This window comes from Pseudomonas sp. GB2N2, assembly GCF_054897705.1.
In genome coordinates this window covers 5,554,642-5,581,477 of the sequence record NZ_CM142701.1, presented here as the reverse complement: position 1 = coordinate 5,581,477, position 26,836 = coordinate 5,554,642, and the positions used below count along the sequence as shown (strand labels likewise).

The 26,836-nt window shown below is 58.9% G+C and carries 26 protein-coding genes and 1 other RNA gene; 10 read left to right on the top strand and 17 right to left on the bottom strand.

The features are described from left to right. Positions 1-5: 5 nt before the first annotated feature. From mraY to rsmI, 9 genes are all read right to left on the bottom strand, one after another. Positions 6-1,088 (bottom strand): phospho-N-acetylmuramoyl-pentapeptide-transferase, encoded by a 1,083-nt coding sequence (mraY, locus tag ACYZT4_RS25955; protein WP_461983830.1) that lies wholly within the window; start codon positions 1,086-1,088, stop codon positions 6-8. Then, entirely contained in the window at positions 1,088-2,455 is a 1,368-nt protein-coding gene (locus ACYZT4_RS25950; protein WP_461983829.1) for a UDP-N-acetylmuramoyl-tripeptide--D-alanyl-D-alanine ligase, read from the bottom strand. Before ACYZT4_RS25950 ends, mraY begins: the two co-directional genes overlap by 1 nt. Beyond that, positions 2,448-3,911, bottom strand: coding sequence for a UDP-N-acetylmuramoyl-L-alanyl-D-glutamate--2,6-diaminopimelate ligase (locus ACYZT4_RS25945; protein WP_461983827.1), 1,464 nt, complete (start codon positions 3,909-3,911; stop codon positions 2,448-2,450). Before ACYZT4_RS25945 ends, ACYZT4_RS25950 begins: the two co-directional genes overlap by 8 nt. Beyond that, the gene (locus ACYZT4_RS25940) at positions 3,911-5,650 is read right to left on the bottom strand and encodes a peptidoglycan D,D-transpeptidase FtsI family protein (RefSeq protein WP_461988807.1); all 1,740 of its coding nucleotides are present in this window, start codon (positions 5,648-5,650) and stop codon (positions 3,911-3,913) included. Before ACYZT4_RS25940 ends, ACYZT4_RS25945 begins: the two co-directional genes overlap by 1 nt. Further along, entirely contained in the window at positions 5,650-5,943 is a 294-nt protein-coding gene (gene ftsL / locus ACYZT4_RS25935; RefSeq protein WP_461983825.1) for a cell division protein FtsL, read from the bottom strand. The genes ACYZT4_RS25940 and ftsL overlap by 1 nt, the downstream gene beginning before the upstream one ends. Then, positions 5,940-6,887 carry a 16S rRNA (cytosine(1402)-N(4))-methyltransferase RsmH gene (gene rsmH / locus ACYZT4_RS25930; RefSeq protein WP_461983823.1) on the bottom strand — a complete coding sequence of 316 codons (948 nt, stop codon included), beginning with the start codon at positions 6,885-6,887 and terminating at the stop codon, positions 5,940-5,942. The genes ftsL and rsmH overlap by 4 nt, the downstream gene beginning before the upstream one ends. Next, a complete protein-coding gene (gene mraZ, locus ACYZT4_RS25925) occupies positions 6,884-7,339 on the bottom strand; it encodes a division/cell wall cluster transcriptional repressor MraZ (protein ID WP_008025967.1) in 456 nt (151 codons plus the stop codon). The genes rsmH and mraZ overlap by 4 nt, the downstream gene beginning before the upstream one ends. A gap of 354 nt (positions 7,340-7,693) precedes the next feature. Continuing rightward, positions 7,694-8,047: RNase P RNA component class A (gene rnpB / locus ACYZT4_RS25920), an RNA gene on the bottom strand. Between the two features lie 75 nt (positions 8,048-8,122). After that, positions 8,123-9,028, bottom strand: a complete 906-nt coding sequence (gene rsmI, locus ACYZT4_RS25915) for a 16S rRNA (cytidine(1402)-2'-O)-methyltransferase (protein ID WP_461983821.1) — start codon at positions 9,026-9,028, stop codon at positions 8,123-8,125. Between the two features lie 176 nt (positions 9,029-9,204). On the opposite strand from rsmI, the gene ACYZT4_RS25910 reads away from it, so the two are divergent. The 4 genes from ACYZT4_RS25910 to ACYZT4_RS25895 all read left to right on the top strand — a co-directional run bounded on the left by ACYZT4_RS25910 (position 9,205) and on the right by ACYZT4_RS25895 (position 12,650). Continuing rightward, positions 9,205-11,016, top strand: a complete 1,812-nt coding sequence (locus ACYZT4_RS25910) for a penicillin-binding protein activator (RefSeq protein WP_461983819.1) — start codon at positions 9,205-9,207, stop codon at positions 11,014-11,016. Then, positions 11,016-11,378 carry a YraN family protein gene (locus tag ACYZT4_RS25905; protein ID WP_461983817.1) on the top strand — a complete coding sequence of 121 codons (363 nt, stop codon included), beginning with the start codon at positions 11,016-11,018 and terminating at the stop codon, positions 11,376-11,378. Before ACYZT4_RS25910 ends, ACYZT4_RS25905 begins: the two co-directional genes overlap by 1 nt. 103 nt (positions 11,379-11,481) lie before the next feature. Continuing rightward, positions 11,482-12,075: a phosphoheptose isomerase gene (locus ACYZT4_RS25900; protein ID WP_461983816.1), complete on the top strand. Its 594-nt coding sequence runs from the start codon at positions 11,482-11,484 to the stop codon at positions 12,073-12,075. Beyond that, positions 12,072-12,650 carry a BON domain-containing protein gene (locus ACYZT4_RS25895; protein ID WP_461983814.1) on the top strand — a complete coding sequence of 193 codons (579 nt, stop codon included), beginning with the start codon at positions 12,072-12,074 and terminating at the stop codon, positions 12,648-12,650. The genes ACYZT4_RS25900 and ACYZT4_RS25895 overlap by 4 nt, the downstream gene beginning before the upstream one ends. A 136-nt stretch (positions 12,651-12,786) precedes the next feature. On the opposite strand, the gene ACYZT4_RS25890 is transcribed toward ACYZT4_RS25895, so the two are convergent. The 7 genes from ACYZT4_RS25890 to rplM all read right to left on the bottom strand — a co-directional run bounded on the left by ACYZT4_RS25890 (position 12,787) and on the right by rplM (position 17,673). Further along, complete coding sequence (locus ACYZT4_RS25890; protein ID WP_461983813.1) at positions 12,787-13,200, bottom strand: ClpXP protease specificity-enhancing factor; 414 nt, start codon at positions 13,198-13,200, stop codon at positions 12,787-12,789. 16 nt (positions 13,201-13,216) lie between these two features. Beyond that, positions 13,217-13,834, bottom strand: coding sequence for a glutathione S-transferase N-terminal domain-containing protein (locus ACYZT4_RS25885; RefSeq protein WP_027922678.1), 618 nt, complete (start codon positions 13,832-13,834; stop codon positions 13,217-13,219). Between the two features lie 151 nt (positions 13,835-13,985). After that, positions 13,986-14,765 (bottom strand): cytochrome c1, encoded by a 780-nt coding sequence (locus ACYZT4_RS25880; RefSeq protein ID WP_461983812.1) that lies wholly within the window; start codon positions 14,763-14,765, stop codon positions 13,986-13,988. Then, positions 14,765-15,976, bottom strand: coding sequence for a cytochrome b (locus ACYZT4_RS25875; RefSeq protein WP_461983810.1), 1,212 nt, complete (start codon positions 15,974-15,976; stop codon positions 14,765-14,767). Before ACYZT4_RS25875 ends, ACYZT4_RS25880 begins: the two co-directional genes overlap by 1 nt. Then, the gene (gene petA / locus ACYZT4_RS25870) at positions 15,976-16,569 is read right to left on the bottom strand and encodes a ubiquinol-cytochrome c reductase iron-sulfur subunit (protein ID WP_461983808.1); all 594 of its coding nucleotides are present in this window, start codon (positions 16,567-16,569) and stop codon (positions 15,976-15,978) included. Before petA ends, ACYZT4_RS25875 begins: the two co-directional genes overlap by 1 nt. Before the next feature lie 268 nt (positions 16,570-16,837). Beyond that, positions 16,838-17,230 carry a 30S ribosomal protein S9 gene (gene rpsI / locus ACYZT4_RS25865; RefSeq protein WP_003216038.1) on the bottom strand — a complete coding sequence of 131 codons (393 nt, stop codon included), beginning with the start codon at positions 17,228-17,230 and terminating at the stop codon, positions 16,838-16,840. Positions 17,231-17,244: 14 nt separating this feature from the next. Then, positions 17,245-17,673 carry a 50S ribosomal protein L13 gene (gene rplM / locus ACYZT4_RS25860; protein WP_046048262.1) on the bottom strand — a complete coding sequence of 143 codons (429 nt, stop codon included), beginning with the start codon at positions 17,671-17,673 and terminating at the stop codon, positions 17,245-17,247. Positions 17,674-17,918: 245 nt separating this feature from the next. Between rplM and ACYZT4_RS25855 the strand changes: the two genes are divergently transcribed. Then, positions 17,919-18,959, top strand: coding sequence for an NADP(H)-dependent aldo-keto reductase (locus tag ACYZT4_RS25855; protein WP_461983807.1), 1,041 nt, complete (start codon positions 17,919-17,921; stop codon positions 18,957-18,959). Between the two features lie 110 nt (positions 18,960-19,069). Here the strand turns inward: ACYZT4_RS25855 and ACYZT4_RS25850 are convergent, their stop codons facing one another. Next, positions 19,070-20,206 (bottom strand): acyl-CoA dehydrogenase family protein, encoded by a 1,137-nt coding sequence (locus ACYZT4_RS25850; protein WP_461983805.1) that lies wholly within the window; start codon positions 20,204-20,206, stop codon positions 19,070-19,072. A gap of 220 nt (positions 20,207-20,426) precedes the next feature. Here ACYZT4_RS25850 and ACYZT4_RS25845 point away from each other — a divergent pair, with 220 nt between their 5' ends. From ACYZT4_RS25845 to ACYZT4_RS25825, 5 genes are all read left to right on the top strand, one after another. Continuing rightward, the gene (locus tag ACYZT4_RS25845; RefSeq protein WP_461988805.1) at positions 20,427-21,347 is read left to right on the top strand and encodes a GlxA family transcriptional regulator; all 921 of its coding nucleotides are present in this window, start codon (positions 20,427-20,429) and stop codon (positions 21,345-21,347) included. Between the two features lie 156 nt (positions 21,348-21,503). Next, positions 21,504-23,450 carry a flavin monoamine oxidase family protein gene (locus ACYZT4_RS25840; RefSeq protein WP_461983803.1) on the top strand — a complete coding sequence of 649 codons (1,947 nt, stop codon included), beginning with the start codon at positions 21,504-21,506 and terminating at the stop codon, positions 23,448-23,450. Between the two features lie 204 nt (positions 23,451-23,654). Then, positions 23,655-24,542, top strand: a complete 888-nt coding sequence (locus ACYZT4_RS25835; protein WP_461983801.1) for a nitrilase family protein — start codon at positions 23,655-23,657, stop codon at positions 24,540-24,542. Between the two features lie 17 nt (positions 24,543-24,559). Next, positions 24,560-25,762, top strand: a complete 1,203-nt coding sequence (locus ACYZT4_RS25830; protein WP_461983800.1) for a hypothetical protein — start codon at positions 24,560-24,562, stop codon at positions 25,760-25,762. A gap of 66 nt (positions 25,763-25,828) precedes the next feature. Next, the gene (locus tag ACYZT4_RS25825) at positions 25,829-26,815 is read left to right on the top strand and encodes an asparaginase (RefSeq protein ID WP_461983798.1); all 987 of its coding nucleotides are present in this window, start codon (positions 25,829-25,831) and stop codon (positions 26,813-26,815) included. Positions 26,816-26,836: the final 21 nt, after the last annotated feature.

Here is a 26,836-nt window from a genome sequence, read left to right as displayed (position 1 = left end):
TCGTTCTACCTCAGCTTCAGGGTGGCGAGGCCGACCAGTACGAGAATCACGGTGATGATCCAGAAACGGACAATCACACGAGGCTCGGGCCAGCCCTTGAGTTCAAAGTGGTGGTGGATCGGCGCCATGCGGAACACGCGGCGACCGGTCAGTTTAAAAGAAGCCACCTGGATCACGACAGACAGGGTTTCCATCACGAACACACCGCCCATGATGAACAAGACGATTTCCTGGCGGACGATCACCGCGATGGTGCCCAGGGCCGCGCCCAGCGCCAGCGCGCCGACGTCGCCCATGAAGACTTGTGCCGGATAAGTGTTGAACCAGAGGAATCCGAGGCCCGCACCGATCAACGCGCCGCAGAACACGATCAGTTCACCGGCGCCGGGTACGTACGGGATCAGCAGGTATTCGGCAAATTTCACGTTACCCGACAAGTAGCAGAAAATCCCCAGACCACCGCCGACCATCACGGTCGGCATGATCGCCAGGCCGTCGAGGCCATCGGTCAGGTTGACCGCGTTGCTCGAACCGACGATCACGAAGTAGGTCAGGACGATGAAGCCTGCACCCAAAGGAATGCTGTAGTCCTTGAGCATCGGCAGGATCAGCGTGGTTTCTACCGGGGTCGCGGCGGTCTTATAAAGGAAGATCGCGGCACCGAGGCCGAACACCGACTGCCAGAAATATTTCCAGCGGCTCGGCAAGCCCCGGGAGTTTTTCTCGATCACTTTGCGATAGTCGTCGACCCAGCCGATGGCACCGAACAGCAACGTCACCAGCAACACAGTCCACACGTAACGGTTGCTCAGGTCAGCCCACAACAACGTGCTGACGCCGATGGAGGACAGGATCAGCGCGCCACCCATTGTCGGGGTGCCGGATTTCGACAGGTGCGATTGCGGACCATCGTTGCGAACGGACTGACCGATCTGACGGTTCTGCAAAGTGCGGATCATCCAGGGGCCATAGCACAGCGACAAAACCAGCGCGGTCAGCACACCGAGAATCCCGCGCAGGGTCAGGTACTGGAAGACCGCGAAGCCTTTGTAGAACTGTTGCAGATACTCCGCTAGCAGCAGCAGCATTAGTGTTTCTCCAGACTGGACCCGCACAAAGCGGCGACGATGTTTTCCATCGCAGCGCTGCGCGAGCCCTTGATCAAAATGGTGGTATTTGGGTCTTGCTCGGCGCCGAGGGCCTTGATCAGTTCAGCTTGAGTGCTGAAGTGAAAGGCCTGCTCGCCGAAAGCGTTTACGGCGTGACTCATCAATGGCCCGACGGCGTACAGCGCGCAAACCCTGCCACGGGCATATTCGCCCACGTCGCGGTGGCCCTGCTCTGCCCAGTCGCCCAACTCGCCGATATCCCCGAGCACCAGAACGGTGCGACCGGAAAAGCCGGCGAGTATATCAACGGCCGCGCACATCGAGGTCGGGTTCGCGTTGTACGTGTCATCGATCACGCGCATGCCATTGCTGGCCAGTTGCGCGACGGTGCGACCCTTGACCGGCTGCACCGCGCCGAGGCCGGTGGCGATGCCGAACAGCGACACGCCCAAGGCATGCGCGGCGGCGGCGGCGGCCATGGCATTCGCCACGTTATGGGTGCCGAGCAGGTTCAGTTGAACACGCTCCACACCGTCAGGGCTGTGCAGATTGAACGCCGGGCAACCGCGCGCGTCGCGGTCCAGGTCGCTGGCATAGAAGTCGGCGCTGACATTGCTCAGGGCGAAGGTCAGGACTTTGCGACCGGCGGCGCGGGTCTTCCAGATGCCGAAGGCCTTGTCGTCGAGATTGAGTACGGCGACGCCATCAGCGTCCAGCCCTTCAATAATCTCGCCCTTGGCTTCGACGATTTTATCCGGCCCGCCGAACTCGCCGACGTGGGCGGTCCCGGCATTGTTGAGCACAGCCACATGAGGTTTGGTCATGTTCACGGTGTAAGCAATTTCGCCGAGCCGCGAAGCACCGAGCTCGATCACGGCGGCGGTATGTTCCGGCGCGAGTTCCAGCAAGGTCAGCGGCACGCCGAGGTCATTGTTCAGGTTGCCACGGGTCGCCAACACCGGACCGCGGGTGCGCAGGATGCTCGCGAGCATTTCCTTGACCGTGGTCTTGCCGCTGGAACCGGTGATGGCCGCGACCGGATGGTTGAACGCGGCACGGCTCATCGCGCCCAATTGGCCCAATGCCTGACGCGTATCCTTGACCAGCAATTGCGGCAGCCCGCTGTCGGCGACTTCGCGCTCGACCAGAGCACCCACGGCGCCTTTGCTGGCCACCTCGTTCAGATAGTCATGGCCGTCGAAGCGCGGACCGGTCAGGGCAATAAACAACTGACCCGGTTTGATTGCACGGCTGTCGATGCTGACACCATTGAACGTGGCATCGGCCGCGTTCAACCGGCCATTCAATACGTCGGTCAGCTCGCTCAATTTCAAAGATTCAAGCATGGGCCACCTCCCAAGCAGTCAGGGCGTGATCGGCCTCGACCAGATCAGAGAAGTCATGGCGCTGGCCGTTGATTTCCTGATAGTCCTCATGCCCTTTACCGGCCAGGACGATCACGTCATCCACCGAAGCGCTGGCGATCAACTGAGCAATTGCCTGGCCACGACCGGCGACGAAAGTGACGTTGTCCACATCGGTAAAACCGGCACGAATGTCAGCGAAGATCACGGCCGGATCTTCAGTTCGCGGGTTGTCATCGGTGACCAGCACGCCATCGGCAAGGCGCTCGACCACTTCCGCCATCAGCGGACGCTTGCCGCGATCGCGATCACCACCGCAGCCGAACAGGCAAAGCAATCGGCCCTTCGCGTGCGGGCGCAGAGCCGTCAACACTTTTTCCAGCGCATCCGGGGTGTGGGCGTAATCGACCACCACCAGCGGCTGGGTGCCACCGCCAAGACGCTGCATGCGACCGGCCGGGCCTTCGAGTTTTGGCAGGACCTTGAGGATTTCGTCCAGCGCATAGTCCAGCCCGAGCAAGGCACCGACCGCCGCCAGCACGTTGCTCAGGTTGAAGCGACCGAGCAGCGTGCTGCGCAAGTGGTGTTCGCCCTGGGGCGTGACCAAGGTGGCGCGCACGCCTTCGTCGCTGAACTGCGCTTCGCGGCAATACAGGTAGGCGCTGCTGTCCAGCAGGCTGTAGGTGATCACGCGCGACTCGCGTTTTTCGGCGGCCAGTTGCCGGCCGAAATCGTCGTCGAGGTTAACCACCCGGCATTTCAAATCGTTCCAGGCAAACAGCTTGGCCTTGGCCTCGCCGTAGGCTTGCATGGTGCCGTGGTAATCCAGATGATCGCGGGACAGATTGGTCATCACCGCCACATCGAACGCTAACGCAGTAACGCGCCCCTGATCCAGACCGTGGGAAGAAACTTCCATCGCCACCGCTTTGGCGCCGGCCTTTTTCAGGTCAGCCAGGGTCGCTTGCACCGCGATCGGGTTGGGCGTGGTGTGCAGGCCGCTTTCCAGCGCGCCGTAAAAACCGGAGCCCAGCGTACCGACGATGCCACAGTGCTGACCCAGCAAGTCCAGCGCTTGCGCAACCAACTGGGTCACGCTGGTTTTGCCGTTGGTCCCGGTCACGCCTACCAGGTTCAGGTGACGGCTCGGGTCACCATAAAAACGACCGGCGATGTCCGACAACTGCGCCGCCAGGCCTTTGACCGGAATCAGCGGCACGTCGGTGATGGGCAGCACGTTGGCGCCTTCGACTTCATAAGCCACCGCCGCCGCACCGCGCTGCAAGGCGTCAGTGATGTGCGCGCGGCCGTCGAACTTGCCGCCAGGCACGGCGAGGAACAGATCGCCGGCGCGGACGTTGCGGCTGTCGAGGGCCAACTCGCGGATCAACAGATCGCGGCCGGCGTGGGCAAAAATCTTGTTCAGACTCAGAGACATCAGCCGCGCCCTCCATTGGCTTTCAGCGGAACGACCGGTGCTGCGTTGGCCTGTTGAGTCGGCGGCAGGTTGTCCGGCGTGATGTTCATCAGGCGCAAGGTCCCGGACATCACTTTGCTGAACACCGGCGCCGAGACCAGACCACCGAAGTAGCCGGCCTTGGTCGGTTCATCGATCACCACCACGATGGCGTAACGCGGATCGCTCATCGGGCCGAAGCCTGCGAACAGCGAGCGGTAGGAATTTTCGGCGTAGCCCTTGGAGCCCACCGAAGTCTTGCGTGCGGTACCGGACTTGCCCGCCACGTGATATGCCGGCACCTGCGCACGGAACACACCGCGCGGGGCTTCGATCACCTGGGTCAACATGCCCTGCATGGTTTTCGCCACGGCTTCCGGCAGCACTTGCGTGGTTTGCGGCGCCTTGTCGGTTTTGATCAGGGTCAGGGGCGCGAGGCGACCGTTGTTGGCCAAGGCCGAGAAGGCGTGGACCAACTGGATCGCGGTCACGGAAATACCGTAGCCGTAGGACAGCGTGGCGGTTTCCGCCTTGCGCCATTCGCGGTAGTTCGGCAGGTTGCCGACGCGCTCGCCCGGGAAGCCGAGGCCGGTGTCCTGGCCGAGGCCGACTTTCTGCGCCAGGCGGAAAATGGTTTCGCCGCCGATATCGAACGCGACCTTACTCATGCCGACGTTACTGGAATTGATCAGGATGCCGGTCAGGTCGAGCACCGGGCCTTCGGTCTTGGAGACGTCCTTGATGGTGTACTTGCCGATCTGCAAGCTGCCCGGGTACACCTCGACGGTGTCGCTCGGTTTCCAGCGGCCGGTTTCGATTGCGGCACTCATGGAAATCGCTTTCATGGTCGATCCCGGCTCGAACACGTCGATCATCGCGCGGTTACGCATCATCGCCGGTTGCAGGTTGCGACGGTTGTTCGGGTTGTAGGTCGGCTGGTTGACCATGGCAAGGATCTCGCCGGTCTTCACATCCATGATCACCAGGCTGCCGGCCTTGGCGCCGTTCTCGATGATGGCGTTGCGCAGTTCGCGGTTGGCCAGGTATTGCAAACGCAGGTCAATGGACAACGCCAAGGGCTTGCCGGCCTTGGCGTTTTTGGTCACCTGAACATCTTTGATAAGTCGACCGCGCCGATCCTTGATCACCTGACGCTTGCCGGCGACACCGGCGAGCCATTCGTCATAGGCCAGTTCGACACCTTCACGACCGTGGTCATCGATGTCGGTAAAGCCGACCATGTGCGCCGTCACTTCACCGGCCGGGTAGAAACGGCGGAACTCTTCGATGCCGTACACGCCGGGTACTTTCAGGTCGAGCACGGACTGGCCTTGCTCAGGCGTCAGCCCGCGCACCAGATAGATAAATTCTTTGTTGGCCTGGGCTTCGAGACGCTCAGCCAGGGCTTTCGGGTCCTGACCCAACGCGGCCGCCAATGCAGGCCATTTTTCTTTGGCGAGCTGCATTTCCTTGGCGTTGGCCCACAGGGTCGTGACCGGCGTACTGACGGCCAAAGGCTCGCCGTTACGGTCGGTGATCAGACCGCGGTGAGCCGGGATCGGGATGTGACGGACACTGCGCGCGTCGCCCTGACCTTTGAGGAAGGCACGGTCGACCACTTGCAGATCGATGATGCGCCAGCAAATCGCGGCCACCATGACGCCGAGCAAACCCACCAGCAGACGGAAACGCCACGGGAACAGTGCGCCTTCGAGCTTCATCATGGCGCCACCATCTTCACGTCGGCGGCACCGGGGATGTGCATTTTCAGTTGTTCGGTGGCCAGCACTTCGATGCGGCTATGCGCGGTCCAGGTGCTTTGCTCGAGGATCAAACGACCCCACTCCGCTTGCGCCTTGTCGCGCACGCTCAACTCGTTGTACAGCGAGTTCAGCAATTGCCGGTTCCAGTGCGCGCTGTACGACACACCGATGGCCGACACGAGCACGCCAACAAACAGCAGCAGCATCAAAAAGCTTCCGCCGGGAAGTGGCTTGGCGAAAAGCTTGCTCACCGCAGCTTCTCCGCGACGCGCATGACGGCGCTACGGGAACGTGGGTTGGCTTTGAGTTCGGCCTCGGAGGCGGACTGCGCTTTGCCATGGACTTTGATTTTCGGTTCGAACGCGACGTGACGCACGGGCAGGTTACGCGGCAGGTTGTCGGCTTCGCCTTTCACCAGCTTGCGCATGAACAGTTTGACGATGCGGTCTTCCAGCGAATGGAAGCTGATCACTACGAGGCGACCGCCGATTTCCAGGGATTCCAGCGCGGCTTCGAGGCCGGCTTCCAGATCACCCAGTTCGTTGTTGACGTGAATACGCAGGCCCTGGAACGCGCGAGTCGCCGGGTTCTTGCCCTTTTCCCACGCCGGGTTGGCGACTTTCAGCACTTCGGCGAGGTCGCCGGTGCGCTCGAACGGCTTGATATCGCGACGCTCGGCCACGGCACGGGCCATGCGCCCGGAGAAACGTTCTTCACCGTATTCCTTGAACACCCGGGCGATTTCTTCCGCCGGCGCAGTGTTGACGAATTCGGCAGCGCTGATCCCGCGGGACGGGTCCATGCGCATGTCCAGCGGGCCATCGTTGAGAAAACTGAACCCGCGCTCAGGGTCATCGAGCTGTGGCGAGGACACGCCAAGGTCGAGCAAAATGCCGCTGACCTTGCCGGCCAGACCGCGTTCGGCAACTTCCGAACCGAGCTCGGCGAAGCTGCGCTGCACAACGACAAAGCGGCCGTCTTCGGCCGCTAGCGTCTGCCCGGTAGCAATCGCTTGAGGATCCTTGTCGAATCCGAGCAACCGCCCCTCGGGACCGAGCTGGCTGAGGATCAACCGGCTGTGCCCGCCGCGCCCGAACGTACCGTCCAGATAGCAGCCATCAGGACGTACGGCGAGAGCCTCCACGGCTTCGTCAAGCAGTACGGTGATGTGGTTAAAGCCGCTATCAATAGTCACAGGATCAAATCACGCAGTTCATCAGGCATGGCGCCCGGTTGTTGAATAGCAGCCAGGTCAGCGGCAGAAACCGCATCCCAGGCATCCTCGTCCCACAATTGGAACTTGTTCAGTTGGCCTACCAGCATCGCGCGCTTGTCCAGACGGGCATATTCGCGAAGACGCGGCGGAACCAGAAAACGACCACTGCCATCGAGCTCGAGGTCGACGGCATTACCAATCAGTAAACGTTGCAGGCGGCGGTTCTCTTCGCGAAGCGAAGGCAGTGCGCGCAGTTTGGTTTCAATAATTTCCCACTCATCGAGGGGGTAAACACACAAACACGGATCAACGGCATCAATTGTGACGATAAGCTGGCCGGAACTACGCGAAACGAGCTCGTCACGGTACCGGCTCGGCATGGCGAGACGGCCCTTTGCATCGAGACTGATAGCGTTAGCTCCGCGAAACACGTCAGCGTTTCTCCAAATATTAGCGTTTTGCGTTCAAAAAACCCACTTCATGCCACTTTCCGCCACTTGCGCACACTATAGGAATGCGGCCACCGCACCGTCAAGGCGCGCAGCGAAGGAAAAGCCTTACAGAACTGAGATTTAGGAGCGTATCGAGAGGGGTAACGAGAATCTGGCGGGTGAATCTTCCCTATAACCTGAATCAGCCCAAGAAGCTGCGTTCAGAAGTTAAAGTAGTTTCTCAAGAGTAAGATTTTTTCGGTATTACAAAGGAGGTTCTGCGACTGATTTTACAAGGAGGGAAACTGCCATCACGAGCGCCCTGTTCGAGGTTCAAACAGGGAGGGGGAAAAGGTGGAGAGTCGATCTGTAAGCCGGGTTCTGTCTTGAACAGTCATTCGTCTACGATGGCCATCACTGGACATCTTTAGCAACCTACCCGGTCCCAGCGCGGGCCACGCCTTGGGACCCTATTTGGTCTTGCTCCAAGTGGGGTTTACCTAGCCACGAACTGTTGCCAGACGTGCGGTGCGCTCTTACCGCACCTTTTCACCCTTACCGGCGCCGAAGCGCTTAGGCGGTTATTTTCTGTGGCACTTTCCGTAGGCTCACGCCTCCCAGGCATTACCTGGCACTTCGCCCTATGGAGCCCGGACTTTCCTCCCCCCCCTAATTTTCATAGAAGGCAGCGACTGTCCGATCGACTCTCCGCCGCGAAGGGTAACGGCAGAGCGCCTGAAGAACAAGCGCTAAACGCCTTCAGCTAAGCCAGCACGTCGGGTTTCACTCGCCTTTCTGTTTATCTAGCGCTACCTGATAAAGAACATTCTTACGCTCACCGGTAATTTGCGCTGCCAACGCCGCAGCACGTTTGAGCGGCATCTCTTCAAGCAGCAGGTTAAGAATGCGCATGGCTTCACTGCTGACGGCGTCTTCGGTTTCAGGGGCCGACCAGCCGGCCACCAGGACCACGCACTCTCCACGCTGCTGATTGCTGTCCGACTCGACGAACTCGCGCAGTTCAGCCAGCGGCAACCCTTTGAGGGTTTCGAAGGTTTTGGTGATTTCACGGGCCAGCAACGCCGGGCGCTCGCCACCGAATACCAGCTCCATGTCTTGCAGGCACTCAAGGATCCGGTGCGGCGCCTCATAGAAAATCAGAGTGCGCGACTCTTCCTTGACCAACTCCAGACGAGCACGCCGCCCGACAGCCTTGGCCGGCAGAAAGCCTTCGAAGATAAAACGGTCCGACGGCAGCCCGGCCGCCGACAGTGCGGCGATCAACGCGCACGCACCCGGCACCGGCACCACATTGATCCCGGCCGCGCGGGCCTGACGCACCAGGTGATAACCCGGATCGGAGATCAGCGGGGTTCCGGCATCGGAGATCAGCGCCACATCGTCGCCGGCGAGCAGACGGGTAATAAAGCGGCTACCTTCATCACGTTCATTGTGCTCATGGCAGGCTGCCAACGGCGTGGGGATGCCGAAGTGTTGCATCAGTCGCTGGGAGTGACGCGTGTCTTCGGCGGCGATCAACGCGACGTCGCGCAGGATTTTCAGCGCACGTGCACTGATGTCGTCCAGGTTGCCGATGGGCGTCGCCACCACGTAAAGCGAGCCAGCAGCGGAATTCAAAGCACCTGGAGCAGTCAAAGCGCACACCTCATGATCGGTAAAAACCACCATTGTAGCGCGTGGCGCTGATTTCGATACGCGCAAGCAGAAGCGGTTTTTTCAGCCTTTCATGCAGTGCTGCAACATTTGCACGAGCTAAATTGATCGATTCACGCCAGTAACATCGCGCCCCGGCCAGTGCTTGGGTACAATTCCACGCTAATTTGATCGAGTATCAGGAACACTACATGATCGCTTGCCTGCGGCTGTTCACTGCCCTCTGCCTCGCTGCCTTGCTGGCGGCTTGCGCCAGCTCGCCCTCTTCCAGCCTTGGCGAACTTCCACGGACCCCGGATGCCAGCATCGAGCAACTGCTCGATCAGGCTGCCAAAAGCAAAACACCGGAACAAGCCGCGCTGCTCCGCTTGAGCGCCGCCGACCTCGCTTATCAGCAGGGCAATGCCGGTCAGTCCGCGCAAATCCTGCAACAAGTGCCGGTCGAGCAACTCAAGCCTGGTCAACAGGTGTTCGCCAGCACGCTGGCAGCGGAACTGGCGATGGTGCGTAATCAGCCGAAAGCGGCGTTGACAGCCCTGAGCCATCCGAGCCTGCAACGCCTGGGCGAACTGCCGGTCGAGCAGCAGGTTCGCACCGGCACCGTCCACGCCCGCGCACTTGAGGCCGATGGCCAGACTCTCGCCGCTGCCCGGGAGCGCATTTTCATCGCGCCGATGCTCAGCGGTGAAGCGGCCAGCAAAAACCACGAAGCGATCTGGACCCTGATCGCTTCGCTGCCGACCGATCAATTGCAACCCACCACCAATGACGACCTTGGCGGCTGGATGGGCCTGGCACTGGCGGTGAAAACCGCCGGCACCCTGGAACAGCAACAAGCCGCGATCGACAACTGGCGCGCGCAAAACCCCAAGCACCCGGCTGCCATTCAGTTGCCGCAGGCCCTGACCAACCTCAAGCAACTGGCCAGCCAGCCACTGGGCAAGATCGCCCTGCTGTTGCCGCAAGACGGCCAACTGGCATCGGTTGGCAAGGCGCTGCGCGACGGCTTCATGGCCGCTCACTACCAGGCACAACAAGCCGGGCAGAAACCGCCAGCCATCGTGCTCTATGACAGCTCGAAGCTGACATCGATGGACGAGTTCTATCGCAAGGCCCAGGCCGATGGCGTGCAACTGGTCGTCGGCCCGCTTGAGAAGCCGCTGGTCAAACAACTCAGCGCTCGCCCACAACTGCCGATCACCACCTTGGCGCTGAACTACAGCGAAGGCGAACAAGGTCCGGCGCAGTTGTTCCAGTTCGGTCTCGCGGCTGAAGACGAAGCCCGCGAAGTGTCCCGTCGCGCTCGCGCCGACGGCCTGCATCGCGCCGCCATCATGGTGCCGAAAGGCGAATGGGGCGACCGCGTCCTCCGGGCGTTCAGCCAGGACTGGCAAGCCAACGGCGGCAGCATCGTCGCCACCGAACGGGTTGATCAACCGGTGCAACTGGCCCAGCAGATTGCCGACATGTTCCAGCTGCGCCAGAGCGAAGGCCGCGCCAAGAGCCTGCAAAGCACAGTGGGTTCGCAGGTAGCCGCTCAGCCTTCGCGTCGCCAGGACATCGAGTTTATCTTCCTCGCTGCCACGCCCCAGCAGGCCCAGCAAATCAAGCCGACCCTGAACTTTCAGTACGCGGGCGATGTGCCGGTTTACGCTACCTCCCACGTGTTCAGTGCGAGCGGCGACGTCAACCAGTACAACGACATGAACGGCATTCGCTTCTGCGAAACCCCATGGTTGCTGGATGCCAACGACCCACTGCGCAAGCAAGTCACCGCACAGTGGCCACAAGCTGGCGGTAGCCTGGGTCGCCTGTATGCGATGGGCGTCGACGCCTACCGCCTGGCGCCGCGCCTCGGACATCTGAAAGCTTTGCCGGACAGCCGCATCGAAGGTCAATCGGGCAGCCTGGGCATGACTCAGAACCAGCGCGTCGTGCGTCAGTTGCCGTGGGCACAGTTCGTCAACGGTCAAGTCCAGCGCTTGCCGGATACCCCGCGCTGATGCCTGACAGGTCCCGCCAGCAAAGCGGTAAAGATGCCGAGCGCCATGCGCTCGAGCATCTGCAACAACAGGGTCTGCGCCTGCTGGCGCAGAACTGGTTGTGTAAGCGCGGCGAGCTTGATCTGGTCATGCTTGATGGCGATACAGTAGTATTCGTTGAAGTTCGCTACAGAAAAAACACCCAATGGGGTGGCGCGCTCGTTAGCATCGATGAGCGCAAACAGCGAAAGCTGATATTTGCTGCGCAGTATTTTCTTCAGCGCGAGTCGCGTTGGGCCAATTCCCCTTGCCGCTTCGACGTGGTTGCCATCGACAGCAGCCACGATCAGTTGAACTGGCTGCAGAATGCCTTCGACAGCTGATCGCGTATGTCCCGAACCGGACACTTTCACAAACAATTTTGCTCTTTGCTTTGCGGGCTGCACATTCATGTGCCGAGTAGCCGCGCTAATTAAGGTCACACAGATGGACATGCAATCCCGAATTCGCCAGCTTTTTCAGGCCAGTATCGATACCAAGCAAATGGCGATGGACGTACTTGCACCGCACATCGAGCAAGCCAGTCAAGTCATGGTCAACGCCCTGCTCAACGAAGGCAAAATGCTTTCCTGCGGCAACGGCGGCTCTGCCGGCGACGCCCAGCACTTCTCGTCCGAGCTGCTTAACCGCTTCGAGCGCGAACGCCCGAGTTTGCCGGCCATCGCGCTGACCACTGACAGCTCGACGATCACCTCGATCGCCAATGACTATAGCTACAACGAAATCTTCTCCAAGCAGATCCGCGCACTCGGCCAGCCGGGCGACGTATTGCTGGCGATTTCAACCAGTGGCAATTCGGCCAACATAATTCAGGCGATCCAGGCCGCACATGATCGCGAAATGATTGTCGTAGCATTGACCGGTCGCGATGGCGGCGGCATGGCGGCGCTGCTGCTGCCAGAGGACGTCGAGATCCGCGTACCGGCCAACGTCACCGCACGTATTCAGGAAGTCCACCTGCTGGCGATCCATTGCCTTTGCGACTTGATCGACAGCCAACTGTTCGGGAGTGAAGAATGACCCCTAATCGCCTAGGCCTTCTGGCCTTGACCCTGTGCCTCGGCATCAGCGGCTGCACTTCGGTGGTTAACGCCAGCCGTGAAGCACCGATTGATGATGACCGCGGCACGCGCACCTTCGGCAGCAAGATCGACGACTCCCTGATCGACACCAAGGTCGGCGTGAACGTCGCCAAGGCCGATCCGGCCCTGGACAACGACTCGCACATCGTCGTCACCAGCTTCAACGGTGTCGTGCTGCTCGCCGGACAAACACCACGCGCCGATCTCAAGGCGAAGGCCGAACAGGCCGCCGCTGCGGTCCAGCGCGTGAAGACGGTGCACAACGAACTGCAGGTTCTGCCACCTTCCGGCTTTCTTGCCCGCCAGAACGACACCTGGCTGACCTCCAAGATCAAGACCCAGATGCTCACCGACCCGAACATCCCGGGCTCGCGCATCAAAGTCGTCACCGAGAATGGCATCGTCTATCTGCTGGGTCTGCTGACCAAGCAGGAAGCGGCGCAGGCGACCAATCTGGTGCAGAGTGTTTCCGGCGTGCAGAAGATTGTGAAGTTGTTTGAGTACATTGACTGATACATGCTCATCGGTGACGGCATCTTGATCACCGTGTAGGAGCCGGCTTGCCGGCGATGGCGCCCTCAAGATCGCCATCGTCAGCAAGCGGGCTCCTACAGTAATAAAAAAGGCGATCCTTTCGGATCGCCTTTTTTTATTTCACCACTTTCAAGCTAGGCCGGCCGCTAGGACGCGGCGGCTCACTGTCCGGTGGCGGAAGATCATCATCCGGCTCGATCTCGTCCTCGTCTTCTGCAGGCGATTCCAGATCGAACACCATGCCTTGGCCGTTCTCCCGGGCGTAAATGCCCAGGATCGATGCTATAGGCACGAACAAGGTGTGTGGTACCCCACCGAAACGCCCTTCGAAGCTGACCGCTTCGTTGTCCATGTGCAAATGACGCACGGCGGCCGGCGATACATTCAAGACAATCTGTCCGTCACTGGCGAAACCTTGCGGCACCTGCACCGACGGATACTCGGAATTGACCAGCATGTGCGGGGTGCAATCGTTATCAACAATCCACTCGTAGAGCGCGCGGACCAGATAAGGTCGACTGGAGTTCATAGCGGCTCCTTAAGCCTTAGCGCATATCGCGTTCGACACCAGACAGACTCGCCTGGAAAGCCTCACGCGCAAACGAGCGCTCCATATAATCAAGCAACGGCTTGGCTGGCCGTGGCAGTTCAATACCCAGAATCGGCAAGCGCCAGAGTATTGGTAATAGGCAGCAATCCACCAGACTTTGTTCCTCGCTGAGGAAAAACGGCTTGTCGGCAAATAGCGGCGACACGCCAGTCAGGCTTTCGCGCAGCTCTTTACGAGCCACGACCCGGGCGGCTTCCTTGGTCTTCGAATCCAGGATCAGATCCACCAGACCACACCAGTCACGCTGAATACGATGGATCAGCAGACGACTGTTGGCACGCGCCACTGGATAAACCGGCAGTAACGGCGGGTGCGGGTAACGCTCATCCAGATATTCCATCACCACGGTCGACTCCCACAACGCCAGGTCACGATCGACCAGGGTGGGCAGGCTTCCGTAAGGGTTCACCTCAATCAGTTTAGGCGGCTGGCGACCAGCTTCCACGTAAATGATCTCGGCGCTGACACCCTTCTCTGCAAGTACGATACGCACTCGGTGGGAATAGTGGTCGGCGGGGTCGGAGTAACAGGCCAACCGATTGGTCACGCCCATGGCGATCCTCCTCGCTTGTTGAAATTATCGGAAGCGGAAAAAACGCGCGCGCCCAGAGGGCGCCTCCCGTAACGCCTGGGTCACCAGACTCGTTACACCTTAAGAGACGCCCTTGGGCGCGCGCGATTAACAGCAATTGCTTGAATCTTTATCAGTGCACATCTTTCCAGTATTCGCGCTTGAGCAGATAAGCGAATACGAAGAAGAACGCCAGGTACAACAATACATAGGTACCGATGCGCTGATGCTGCAGCTTAACCGGGTTAGCCGAGTAAGCGAGGAAGGTTACCAGATTCTTGACCTTCTCATCGAACTGCTCTTCGTTCAGAGCACCGCTCTTGGGCACGATGGTCATTTGATCGCACGCTTCATGAGTCAGCGCAGTACCGGTCAGGGGATCATATTGCTTCTTGCCGTCTTCGACGATCTGCACTTGTTTGCAACCGATGACCTGACGACCCTGCAGGCCCACCAGGACGTTCGGCATACCCACGTTCGGGAAGACCTTGTTGTTCACACCCCAAGGGCGCGACGGGTCTTCGTAGAACGACTTCAGGTAACCGTAGAGCCAGTCAGTACCGCGAACACGAGCCACCAGGGTCAGGTCGGGTGGCGCCGCGCCGAACCAGGTCTTGGCGTCAGCCGGCTGCATGCCGATGCTCATGTGGTCGCCGATCTTGGCGCCGGTGAACATCAGCTTTGACAGCATCAGATCGTGGGGAATGCCCAGGTCATCGGCAACACGCTCGTAGCGCTGGAACTTGGCGCTGTGGCAGCCCATGCAATAGTTGGCGAACGTACGTGCGCCGTCTTGCATGGCGGCCTTGTCGGAAACGTCGATGTCGACACTTTCCAGCTCCGGACCATGTTCGGCCGCGAAAGAGAGCACTGGCAAAGCAGCAAGAATAAGTACCGCAAATAGCTTTTTCATCAGCCAGTCACCCTTTCCGGAACCGGTTTGGTCTTCTCGAGCCTGGTGTAGAACGGCATCAGAATGAAGTAGGCGAAGTACAGGAAGGTGCAGACCTGCGACAACAACGTCAGCGCCGGCGTCGGAGCCTTGACACCGGTCCAGCCGAGCAGCACGAACGAAATGCAGAACACCACCAGCCAGATCCGGCTCAGCCAACCCTTGTAGCGCATGGACTTGACTGGACTGCGATCAAGCCAAGGAAGGACGAACAGCAGAGCAATCGAAGCCCCCATGGCAATCACGCCCATGAGCTTGTCCGGAATCGCGCGCAGAATCGCGTAGAACGGCGTGAAGTACCAGACCGGCGCAATGTGTTCCGGGGTCTTGAAGGCGTTCGCCACTTCAAAGTTCGGCTTCTCGAGGAAGTAGCCGCCCATTTCCGGGAAGAAGAACACGATTGAGCAGAAGATGAACAGGAACACCACCACGCCGACGATATCTTTCACGGTGTAGTACGGGTGGAAGGCAATGCCGTCCAGCGGTACGCCGTTGTCGTCTTTGTGTTTCTTGATGTCCACACCGTCCGGGTTGTTCGACCCGACTTCGTGCAACGCCAGAACGTGCAGCACCACCAGACCGAGGATCACGATCGGCAAGGCCACGACGTGCAAGGCGAAGAAGCGGTTCAGGGTAATACCGGAAATCAGGTAGTCACCACGAATCCACTGGGTCAGGTCGTTGCCGATGACCGGGATCGCACCGAACAGCGAGATGATCACCTGGGCGCCCCAGTAGGACATCTGGCCCCACGGCAGCAGGTAGCCCATGAAGGCTTCCGCCATCAGCGCCAGATAGATCAGCATGCCGAAAACCCACACCAGCTCACGCGGTTTCTGATACGAACCGTAGAGCAGGCCACGGAACATGTGCAGGTAAACCACGATGAAGAACGCGGAGGCGCCGGTGGAGTGCAGCAGACGCAGGATCGAGCCGTACTCGACGTCGCGCATGATGTATTCGACAGAGGCAAATGCTTCTTCCGCCGACGGGGTGTAGCTCATGGTCAGCCAGACACCGGTGACGATCTGGTTGACCAGAACGAGCAGTGCGAGGGAACCAAAGAAGTAGAAGAAGTTGAAGTTCTTCGGGGCGTAGTACTTGCTGAGATGGTCTTCCCACATTTTGGTCGCGGGAAAGCGCGCATCAACCCAATCCATGAACTTGCTCATCACGCTTTCTCCGTATCGACGCCAATGATAATAATCTCATCGGTCTCATAGGAATGCGGGGGAACTGGCAGGTTCAAAGGCGCAGGTTGCGACTTGTAGACGCGGCCAGCCAGATCGTAGTGGGAACCGTGGCAAGGGCAGAAATAACCACCTACCCAATCCTTGCCGAGATCCGCAGGTGCCACTTCTGGACGGAAGGTCGGCGAGCAACCGAGGTGCGTGCAAATACCGATCAGCAGCAGAACCTCGGGCTTGATCGAACGCGTTTCCGGATCGACATAAGTCGGTTGAGTCGAGTTCTTGGAGGTCGGGTCAGACAACTGGCCCTCGATTTTCTTCAGATTCCCCAGGATTTCCGGTGTTCGGCGGACGATGAATACCGGCTGGCCGCGCCACTCAGCAATCATCTGCTGGCCTGGCTCGATCTTGCTGACATTCACCTTCACCGGTGCACCTGCGGCTTTCGCCTTGGCACTGGGAAACCATGACCCCACGAACGGGACCGCAGCCCCCACCGCTCCTGCAGCACCCACCACGGATGTGGCTGCTACCAAGAAGCGACGCCGGCCTGCATTCACGCCGTCATTGCTCATTCAGTCCTCTCCCATCAGCTTTGTGGCCTGTTAAATCAGGCATCTACTAAGTAAATCTATGTACTTATAAAAATTTTGCCGAATGGTAATGAAAAGCCCCAATTCTGACAAGGTAATTACCCAAGGGCTCCACTGCCAAGCCTTGCAGTATAGGGGCTCTGCGGATGTGGCAAGTTGTCACAGCGCAATTCTTTGATAAATCGCGCGCATAAAAAAACGCCCAGCTCCGTGAGGAAACTGGGCGTTCTTTTTTGAACGAGAAAGCGAATTAACGCTTCGAGTACTGCGGACGCTTACGCGCTTTACGCAGACCGACTTTCTTACGTTCAACTTCACGGGCATCGCGAGTAACGAAGCCAGCTTTGCGCAGAGCGCCACGCAGGGTTTCGTCATACTGCATCAGTGCGCGAGTGATACCGTGGCGGATTGCGCCAGCTTGACCACTTACACCACCACCGATCACGGTGACGTAGATGTCGAATTTCTCGACAGTCTCAGTCAGTTCCAGCGGCTGACGAACTACCATGCGGGCAGTTTCGCGGCCGAAGAAATTTTCCAGGGTGCGGTTGTTGATGGAGATGTTACCAGTACCCGGACGCAGGAAAACGCGTGCGGTTGCGGTCTTGCGACGGCCAGTGCCGTAATTTTGAGTCGCCGACATAATGAACTATTCCGTTAAAACTTCAGTTCTTGGGGCTGCTGAGCAGTATGAGGGTGTACAGCGCCCGCATAGACTTTCAGCTTACGATACATGTCGCGACCCAGCGGGTTCTTAGGCAGCATGCCTTTGACCGCGGTCTCGATCACGCGCTCAGGGGCTTTAGCGATCAGCTTTTCGAAGTTGATCGACTTGATGCCGCCCGGAAAACCGGAGTGGGAGTAGTAGATCTTGTCGGTGGTTTTAGCACCCGTTACACGAATCTGCTCGGCATTGATGACGACGATGTAGTCGCCGGTGTCAACGTGAGGAGTGTACTCAGCTTTGTGCTTGCCACGCAGACGGCTCGCGATTTCGGTGGCCAGACGACCCAGGGTCTGACCTGCAGCGTCGACGACAAACCAGTCGTGCTGTACTGTTTCCGGTTTAGCAGTAAAAGTTTTCATTCTTTATAGCCTCAGGGGCCGCCCTGTAAATTAGACGGCGGATCTTACTGAATAGTGCGTACTTTGACAAGTCAAAGGCAGCCGGATACAGACGCTTTCGGGGGCTCGGGTCGGCGCGTCCGTTCAACGGCAAGATTCTTCGGCGGCGGCGCATCACTTCCACTGCAGAAAGAGGTGCGCAATTATGCAGATTGCGAAAAATATTTCAACCTGCTTTTATGATTGTTTTGTCCAAGGAGCACTTGATGGACTATCGACAGCTAGGCCGAACCAATCTGAACGTGAGCGCCATCTGCCTCGGAACCATGACCTGGGGCGAGCAAAACAGCGAGGCTGAAGCCTTCGCCCAGATTGAACGGGCCAAAAGTGCCGGGATCAATTTCATCGACACCGCCGAGATGTACCCGGTACCGCCCAAGGCTGAAACCTACGCCACCACCGAGCGTTACATCGGCAATTACTTCAAAAGTCGCGGCGATCGTGCCGACTGGATTCTGGCCAGCAAGATCGCCGGCCCCGGCAACACCATCGACTACATCCGCGACAAAAACCTGCGCCACAACCGCCAGCACATCACCGAGGCCGTGGATGCGAGCCTCAAGCGCCTGCAGACCGACTACATCGACCTTTATCAATTGCACTGGCCGGAGCGCAGCACCAACTTCTTCGGCCAGCTGGGCTACAAACACCAGACCGAAGCCAACCTGACGCCGCTCGAAGACACGCTCGAAGCGCTGGACGAACAGGTCAAGGCCGGCAAGATCCGCCACATCGGCCTGTCCAACGAAACGCCGTGGGGCACCATGCGTTTCCTCGCACTGGCCGAAGCCCGTGGCTGGCCACGCGCGGTATTGATCCAGAACCCGTACAACCTGCTGAACCGCAGCTTCGAAGTCGGCCTGGCGGAAATCGCCATCCGCGAACACTGCGGCCTGCTCGCCTATTCGCCGCTGGCGTTCGGCTTCCTGTCGGGCAAGTACGAAGGTGGCGCGCGCCCGCCAAAAGGTCGCTTGAGCCTTTACAGCCGCTTCAGCCGCTATTTCAATGCGCAGTCGGAAGCAGCCTGCAGCCGGTATGTGGCGCTGGCCCGTGAACATGGCCTGGACCCGGCGCAAATGGCCTTGGCGTTTGTCAATCAACAGCCGTTCGTGACCAGCAACATCATCGGTGCGACGACGATTGAACAGCTGGACAGCAACATTGCCAGCTTCGAACTGAAACTATCCGATGAAGTGTTGACGGGAATTGAGGCGATTCACAAGGATCACCCGAATCCAGCGCCTTGATCGACCTCCAGGCTAGGGCCGAATCGCGGGCAAGCGTGCTCCCACAGGTTCGGCGCAATACCTGTGGGAACGGGCTTGCCCGCAATGACGTCAGTCCAGTCACGGTAAATTCAAAGCGATCTGGCAATAATCTCCTTCATGATTTCATTGGTCCCGGCATAAATCCGCTGCACCCGCGCATCCGCCCACGCCCGGGCGATCGGATATTCCCACATGAAACCGTAGCCGCCGTGCAACTGCACGCACTCGTCGAGCACCTTGCATTGCAGGTCCGTGCCCCAGTATTTGGCCATTGCTGCGGTCGGCACATCGAGCTTGCCTTGCAGATGCAATTCCAGGCAACGGTCGACGAACACCCGGCCAATCTGAATTTCAGTGGCCATCTCGGCCAACTTGAAACGGGTGTTCTGAAAGTCCGCAATCGCCTTGCCAAACGCCTTGCGGTCGCGGGTGTATTCCAGCGTCCATTGCAAAGCGGCTTCAGCCGAAGCAAGCCCGCCAATGGCAACGGTGAGTCGCTCCTGCGGTAATTCCTGCATCAGATACGCGAAGCCCATGCCGGCCTGGCCCAGCAGGTTTTCCTTGGGCACGCGAACGTCCTGGAAGAACAGCTCCGAAGTGTCCTGCGCTTTCATGCCGACTTTTTCCAGGCGTTTGCCTTTGGCGAAGCCCGGCGTGTTGGCCTCGACCAGAAACAGGCTGGTGCCCTTCGCGCCCGCCTTCGGATCGGTCTTGGCCACGACAATCACCAGGTCCGCGAGAAAGCCGTTGGTGATGAACGTTTTCGAACCATTGATCACGTACTCATCGCCATCGAGCACCGCAGTGGTTTTCACCCCTTGCAGGTCGGAACCGGCGCCCGGCTCGGTCATGGCAATCGCGGTAACCATTTCGCCGGAGATCAGTTTGGGCAGGTATTTGTGTTTTAGCGCTTCACTGCCGTAATGCAGGATGTAAGGCGCGACGATGTCGGAATGCAGGGAGAACCCGATCCCGGTCAGGCCCAGGCGACCGACCTCTTCGATCACCACTGCGCTGTAGAGAAAGTCCGCCGCCAACCCGCCATATTCTTCCGGCAGATGCGAACAGAGCATCCCCGCCTCCCCCGCCTTGTTCCACAACTGACGGTCGATATAGCCTTGTTTTTCCCATTGAGCATGAAAGGGCACAGCCTCTTTTTCGAGAAATGTGCGCACGCTGTCGCGAAAAAGTTCGTGCTCGGGACTGAACAAGGTTCTGGGGATCATGCGGCACCTGTCGTTATTGTTAGAAGAATCTGACCTTCAGAGACTAAGCCGCGCACCCGATACAGGACACTGGACACATCAGACAAAAAATAAGACGATCCAGCCGTCTGCTGACCACTTCCCCCTATAAGAATAAAGTTGAATTATGTCTAACCAAGTCTCCACGCCCTTGCGGCGCGTCAGCATCCTGGCTATCGATCGGGTTTTCGCTTCCACCCTCATGCAGGCCAAGGATTTCTTCCACCTCGCCAGCCTGCGCTATGGCAAACAACTGGGTCAGGGCCTGACTCCGGCGTTCGAAACGCGACTGGTCAGCCCCGACGGCAAACCGGTGAACAGCTTCAGCGACGTGATCATGCCGGTAGACGGCGGCCTGGAAAACGCCGACATCATCATTCTCCCGGCGTTCTGGGACGATTTCGAAACCCTGTGCCAACGTTATCCTCAAGTCCTGCCGTGGCTGCGCCAGCAACATGCTCGCGGCGCGGTACTGTGCGGGGAGGCTACGGGAGTGTTCTGGCTGGCCGAAGCCGGGCTGCTCAATGGCAAGGAAGCGACGACCTACTGGCGTTTCTTTAGCGCCTTTGCCGAGCGTTTCCCGCGGGTGCACCTCAAGCAGGACAAACACCTGACCGACGCCGACAACCTGTACTGCGCCGGCGGTACTACTTCGGCGTGCGATCTCTATATCTACCTGATCGAACGCTTCTGCGGCGCCAACGTCGCGCAAGCCGTTGCCCGTGACATTCTCTATGAAGTACAGCGCAGCTATGCACCAGGACGGATCGGCTTCGGTGGGCAGAAGCTGCACCAGGATGTGATTATCCTGCAGATTCAGCATTGGCTCGAAGAGCATTTCGCCGATAAATTCCGCTTCGAAGATGTTGCGCGCGAGCACGGCATGAGCATCCGCAACTTCATGCGCCGTTTCCAGACCGCCACCGGCGACAAACCGCTGCATTACCTGCAACGCTTGCGCATCGAAACCGCCAAGGGCTTGTTGTCCGGCAGCCGCAAGAGCATCAAGACCATCAGCTATGAAGTCGGTTATGACGATGCGAGCTTTTTTGCGCGCCTGTTCCGTCAGCACACGGAGTTGTCACCGAACCAGTATCGGCAGCAATTTCAGCAGGCCGCGTAGGACGCATACTGCAGGGGTCTTTTTCCAGAACCCTGCAGCTCTTTTCCCACGCTAAAAACCGAATGAAGAGTCTCTGCGTGACGCATTCGCCGCCTATGCGCCCTGCGCCCGGCACCTCACCATCTTCCCTGCCAACACCATCAGGGAAGATCAGCAGTGACTATCGGATCAAGCTACGATTATCTCGCCGGTGCCGCCACGGAGGCCACTCGCGCAACAGACCCGCCACACAACAAGTGGAAGGCGCGATTCCCGAATCCGCCGGATTTGTGCTTCGACTATCGAGCACTGGTTGAACAGAAAAACGGCATCGCCAAGGCAACCGACCCGCAACACCGGATTTGCATCATCGGCGCCGGCGTCACCGGGCTGACCGCCGCCCGAGAACTCTACCGCTGCGGCTTCACGCATATTTCCCTCATCGAACAGTCCACCCGCATCGGTGGCCGACACCTGACCGTGACGGGAAGCCGAAACTCCCCGCAGAGTCGAACCCCGTTTGAAATGGGCGCCATGCGCATGCCCTTTTTCAACCGCGCGGGAGAGTCGCCGACAGAAGGCCGATCACTCATGGCGTACTACGCCCAGGCATTTGATCTGGCGTTTTCGGATTTCCCCAACCCCGGAAGCCAGTGGGTCCGCTCGACCGGCATTTATCTGCGAGAGGGCAGCCTCGGCGGCGGACCGACGCCGCACATGCTGATATGGAAAAACCTCGACGGACTGACGCCTCCTCCGGGCGAAGATCTGCAAAAGGTCTATACCAAGTGGAAAGCCTTCGCCGACCGAATGACCCATCACGTTGCAGAGGTGTATGCCAGCCAGGAATGGGAAGCCATCTGGAGCGCCATCGTCGAGAGATACGAGAGCTTCTCCTTCCGCGATCTGGTGCGCATGCCGGCATTGCAAACCCGGGATGAACGCTCGCCGGGTGACTTTGGCGGGCTGGGAATGTCCGCAGAAGAATCGGCGATCTTCTACGCGATTGGCATCGGTGACGGCAGTTGGGGCGCCTTTTACGATGTCTGTTGCCTGTATCCGTTGCGCACAGCGATCTTCGGATTCAGTAGCCGCTTGCAATTGATCCACGGTCGGGTGGATGCCAAAGGCGATCCGCTGCCCGCACCCCATCTGCACAGTGCGGCGGTTTATGATTGCGCCGGACTCGGTTTCGACAAGCCCCGATACATCGGGCTCGCCGCGTTGGACGAATGCCTGCTGTTCATGAAAACCGAAGAAACCGGCAAGTCCGTCTACGAGCACAGCCGCGAAACCGATACCGGCCTCCTGACTGACTCCTCAGTTACCCGCCTGAAAAAACTGAGCAACCAGAAAATCCGCGTCTACTTCAATTGGAAGTACAGCCAACCCGAGCACACCCAGGAACACTTTGAAGACTTCGACTCCGTCATCATGACCCTGCCCTCCTGGCTGATAGAAACACGCATCAAGCTTGAAAAATTCACCGAGGAAATGCTGCCCTTCGACACCATCAATGCCTATAAGACCGCCCACTGGGAAACCAGCTGCAAGGTGTTTGCGCCGCTGGACAAATCATTTCTGTCAAAGGATCTGAGTATCCCGCAAGCCATCGTTACCGACAGTTTCATCCACGATGTCTACACCTATCGCTACAACGACCACTACAGTTATGACTGCATTCTCTTGAGTTACACCTGGGAGGATGATGCGACCAAACTCGCCTCATTCAGCGACCGGGAACTGATAGCGCAGTGCGCCGGCGAACTGGATCGCATCCTGCTGAACTGCACCAACATTCAGCAAAAAATCTCACCCTACATCGATCTGGACCAAGCGGTCGTCCAACGCTGGATCACTGATAAAAATGCGCTGGGTTGTGCAAAGTTATACCGGCCCGGCACCTACTACGATGCCGTGAGCCTGATGAAGTACAACCGGGATTTTGCGCACATCTCAGGCCTGTATTTTTCCGGCGAGTCATTTTCCGTCGACGCCGGCTGGACAGAACCCTGCTTTCGGGGCGCCGTCGATGCCGTCATTAACATTTGCAACAAGACCGCCGCGAACTTCAATGGCGGTTTTTCCCTGAATGACTATCCACACTACCAGCTAAAAGCCTGAACCCCGCGTTCCAGAGCCATGCAGCCGTGCATTGGCTCTTCGCCCCAGCCTTCCCTCGCTCAGCCATCAAACACCTCTCTCATCATCTTCGGAAACGGACTACAGCCGTACCGGAAGCCGCCGACTTTCATCCTTTTGCGCTTTCAACTCTTAATAAACACGTCATTAAACGGCGTGAATAACAATAAAAAGAGGTCATCGGCAATGAGCAATCCAACCAGCCCTGTTCGTGTAGCAGTCGTGCAATTCGACCCTCAGGTGGGCACCGAGAAATGTGCAGATAACCTGCGTTGCAGCCTGCAGTTAGCCCTGGAAGCAGTCAACGGCGGAGCGAATCTCATCGTCCTGCCCGAGCTTTCCAATACCGGATATTTCTTCAGCAATCGGCAGGATGCCTTTGCCCATGCCGAGTCCGTTCCCGACGGGCCAAGCGTGCAGCTATGGATGGACTTCGCCTGCAAACACAAGGTTTACCTCGTGGCCGGTTTGACCGAGCGCGACGGCATGCGCCTGTTTAATACCGGGGTGCTGGTCGGCCCTGACGGCTTTATCGGTAAATATCGAAAAGCGCACCTATGGAACCTGGAAAAACTCTGGTTTACCCCCGGAGACCTCGGCTTCCCGGTTTTCGATACACCGATCGGCCGTATCGGCTTGCTGATCTGCTGGGACATCTGGTTTCCAGAAGTGCCACGAATCCTCAGCCAGCAAGGTGCCGACATCATTTGCAGCCTGAACAACTGGGTCTGGACGCCACCGCCGCTGTTCGACGAGGCCGGCAAGTGCATGGCGTCGTACCTGACGATAACGGCCGCGCACGTCAACAATGTGTTTATCGCCGCCGCCAGCCGGATTGGTGAAGAGCGAGGCGCTCGTTACCTGGGATGTTCGTTGATTGCCGGGACCAATGGCTGGCCGATTGGCCGAGTGGCTTCAGCAGACCAACAGGAAATCCTGTTCGCAGACATCGACGTGACCAGCTCGCGCAGTGCGCCAATCTGGAATGACCTGAACGACCTGCATCGCGATCGTCGGAGCGACCTCTACGATCAGATGCTCGGCTACACCCAACATCCATGTCTGCCGCGCTGAAAAGGGGGGCATGACTGATGGAAACCACACTCGGAAAACGCCTGCAAAAACGTCACGCAGCGCTAGACGTGACGCTGCTCGCGCTGTTGCTCGGTGCGGCAATACTGATCATCTGGCTGTCAATTACCTACCGCTCGATCTGGGCGGCCCACTGGCCCGATTACGCTCATCTGGTCTCGAACCTTCCCCATCCCGGCGCATGGTTGCGCTGGGTGCTGGGAGACATCAGTGAAGTCGCGTTCTACAAACACGAGTTCGCCTCCATCGGGTTGTTGGCAGGCGCATACCTGGCCTACCGGGCGAACCGCACCAGGAAGTCCTGGCAAGGCTTTCCCATCTCCTACGGCAGCGGATTGTGGCCATGGCTGGTCACCAGTTCGTTGCTCGGGCTGCTGCTGAGCAACTTGCTGTGGGGCTGGACGGTGGCAGCCGACAGTTGGCAACCCACATTCGCCGCCTTCGTTTCACTGCCGGCTGCGATGGTGCTGATGTTCGGCAGAGGCTGGAAGGTCACGATCAACGGCGCAATCCTTGGAGCCGTGCTCGTTACACCGATGTGTTTGCTAATGGTCAACTACGTGTGTAACCCACTGAAGTTGCCTGCAGTGATCGGCAACGTCTCGGGCATGGCGGTCGCCAGCGTGCTGGCCTTTCTGTTGTGTCGTTACTGGCCGAGTCTGGTGAAGTCTGACGTCAGTGATAAGCCGTCAAGTCCCGCGCCCGAAACCGCCATCACCAAAACGCCCGACTATGGCGTCATCTGGAGCCTGCGCAGGGTCTTGGCGGATTTTTCGGAAGCGCCTTTCTATGGCAACGAATGGGCCAGTCTTGGTCTGATTCTGGGTGCTCTGCTGGCGTTCACCCTGAATCCGCTGAGCCCGGTTTACGGCTCGGCGTTGCTGCCACAACTGATCGGTGCGCAGGCGCTGACCTCGGCGATCGGCGTGATGATCTGGCGTCGACACTGGATGTCCCACGGTTGGTATCCCACCTACGTGCCGCTGGTGTCCGTGGTGCCGGCGGCGATTCTGACCTACGGCGGCAGCTGGCCGGTCATCGTCATGAGCGCACTGCTCGGGGCCTTGATTGCACCGCCTCTGGCGCATGCGATTGCCAAGCGATTGCCGGCCGACATGCATGGTTTCATCGGTAATGTGCTGTCGATGGCCATCAGTACGCTGCTGATCATTCCGTTTGTCGGTTTGCTGATCGCCAACTGAGCCACGTCGTCATTCGGCTGTACCGCGAAAGGGGTACAGCCGACGTCCTTAACCACGAGGTATCACATGGACATCCCAAAACTGGCCATTGCCGCACTCGGCGGCACCGTGAGCATGCAAGCCGGGAGTGTTGGCGAAGGTGTTATCCCGACGGTCAGTGGCGAATCGTTGCTGACTTCTGTGCCGGAGCTATCGCTGTTGGCCGAGGTGACGATTGAAACCCTCGGCTTGCTGCCCAGCGCCTCGCTGGATTTCGAGTTTCTGCTGAGCGTGCTGTCCTGGGCAAATTTTCAAATCAAGCAAGGTGCCGCCGGTGTCGTGGTCATTCAGGGCACTGACACGCTGGAAGAAACCGCGACATTCTTTGACTACTTGTGGGACCACGATTCACCACTTGTCCTCACGGGCGCCATGCGTTCTGCAGGCCAGGCCGGGGCGGATGGTCCGGCGAATCTGCTGGACGCCTGTCGGGTGGCACTGGCGGCGAGCAGCCGTCAGCGAGGCGTGCAGGTGGTCATGAATGGGCAGATTCATCCGGCAAGCGCCGTGCGTAAAACCGATTCATTGGCGTTGCAGGCGTTTTCCTCTCCCATCGTCGGCCCTGCCGGCCTGCTGGTAGAGGATAGCGTTCGCTATCTACGCCCGCCCTCCCCGCGCAAGGTCCTGCCATTGCCTGTCCAGATCACGCAGAAGATTGCCCTGCTGGAGGCGTCGCTGTCCGCCGACAGCCTGTTCCTGGAAAATGTCATTGAGCTAGGCTACGACGGCTTGGTGATCGCGGGATTCGGTGCGGGACATGTGTCGGATGGCTGGGCTGAAAGGATCGAAACAATCGCTCGGAAAATTCCCGTCATCGTTGCAACCCGGACAGGTTCTGGCTCCACGGCTCGCTCGACTTATGGCTTCAAGGGTGGCGAGATCGACCTGGCGCGCAGGGGCGCTGTGATGGCTGGGTTTCTGGGTCCGCGCAAGGCCAGAATCTTGCTGTGGTTGCTGGTGGGTTGTCGGCGGCAGGACGAGTTGGCGGGCTACCTCTCTGAAATTCACACATGAAACGGTAGGAGCGAGCTTGCT

What these genes read in the sequence shown, in the direction of transcription:
- mraY (WP_461983830.1), bottom strand. Translation starts at nt 1,088, where the DNA reads ATGCTGCTGCTGCTAGCGGAGTATCTGCAACAGTTCTACAAAGGCTTC.
- ACYZT4_RS25950 (WP_461983829.1), bottom strand. Translation starts at nt 2,455, where the DNA reads ATGCTTGAATCTTTGAAATTGAGCGAGCTGACCGACGTATTGAATGGC.
- ACYZT4_RS25945 (WP_461983827.1), bottom strand. Translation starts at nt 3,911, where the DNA reads ATGTCTCTGAGTCTGAACAAGATTTTTGCCCACGCCGGCCGCGATCTG.
- ACYZT4_RS25940 (WP_461988807.1), bottom strand. Translation starts at nt 5,650, where the DNA reads ATGAAGCTCGAAGGCGCACTGTTCCCGTGGCGTTTCCGTCTGCTGGTG.
- rsmI (WP_461983821.1), bottom strand. Translation starts at nt 9,028, where the DNA reads ATGGTGGTTTTTACCGATCATGAGGTGTGCGCTTTGACTGCTCCAGGT.
- ACYZT4_RS25910 (WP_461983819.1), top strand. Translation starts at nt 9,205, where the DNA reads ATGATCGCTTGCCTGCGGCTGTTCACTGCCCTCTGCCTCGCTGCCTTG.
- ACYZT4_RS25905 (WP_461983817.1), top strand. Translation starts at nt 11,016, where the DNA reads ATGCCTGACAGGTCCCGCCAGCAAAGCGGTAAAGATGCCGAGCGCCAT.
- ACYZT4_RS25900 (WP_461983816.1), top strand. Translation starts at nt 11,482, where the DNA reads ATGGACATGCAATCCCGAATTCGCCAGCTTTTTCAGGCCAGTATCGAT.
- ACYZT4_RS25895 (WP_461983814.1), top strand. Translation starts at nt 12,072, where the DNA reads ATGACCCCTAATCGCCTAGGCCTTCTGGCCTTGACCCTGTGCCTCGGC.
- ACYZT4_RS25890 (WP_461983813.1), bottom strand. Translation starts at nt 13,200, where the DNA reads ATGAACTCCAGTCGACCTTATCTGGTCCGCGCGCTCTACGAGTGGATT.
- ACYZT4_RS25885 (WP_027922678.1), bottom strand. Translation starts at nt 13,834, where the DNA reads ATGGGCGTGACCAATCGGTTGGCCTGTTACTCCGACCCCGCCGACCAC.
- ACYZT4_RS25880 (WP_461983812.1), bottom strand. Translation starts at nt 14,765, where the DNA reads ATGAAAAAGCTATTTGCGGTACTTATTCTTGCTGCTTTGCCAGTGCTC.
- ACYZT4_RS25875 (WP_461983810.1), bottom strand. Translation starts at nt 15,976, where the DNA reads ATGAGCAAGTTCATGGATTGGGTTGATGCGCGCTTTCCCGCGACCAAA.
- petA (WP_461983808.1), bottom strand. Translation starts at nt 16,569, where the DNA reads ATGAGCAATGACGGCGTGAATGCAGGCCGGCGTCGCTTCTTGGTAGCA.
- rpsI (WP_003216038.1), bottom strand. Translation starts at nt 17,230, where the DNA reads ATGTCGGCGACTCAAAATTACGGCACTGGCCGTCGCAAGACCGCAACC.
- rplM (WP_046048262.1), bottom strand. Translation starts at nt 17,673, where the DNA reads ATGAAAACTTTTACTGCTAAACCGGAAACAGTACAGCACGACTGGTTT.
- ACYZT4_RS25855 (WP_461983807.1), top strand. Translation starts at nt 17,919, where the DNA reads ATGGACTATCGACAGCTAGGCCGAACCAATCTGAACGTGAGCGCCATC.
- ACYZT4_RS25850 (WP_461983805.1), bottom strand. Translation starts at nt 20,206, where the DNA reads ATGATCCCCAGAACCTTGTTCAGTCCCGAGCACGAACTTTTTCGCGAC.
- ACYZT4_RS25845 (WP_461988805.1), top strand. Translation starts at nt 20,427, where the DNA reads ATGCAGGCCAAGGATTTCTTCCACCTCGCCAGCCTGCGCTATGGCAAA.
- ACYZT4_RS25835 (WP_461983801.1), top strand. Translation starts at nt 23,655, where the DNA reads ATGAGCAATCCAACCAGCCCTGTTCGTGTAGCAGTCGTGCAATTCGAC.
- ACYZT4_RS25830 (WP_461983800.1), top strand. Translation starts at nt 24,560, where the DNA reads ATGGAAACCACACTCGGAAAACGCCTGCAAAAACGTCACGCAGCGCTA.
- ACYZT4_RS25825 (WP_461983798.1), top strand. Translation starts at nt 25,829, where the DNA reads ATGGACATCCCAAAACTGGCCATTGCCGCACTCGGCGGCACCGTGAGC.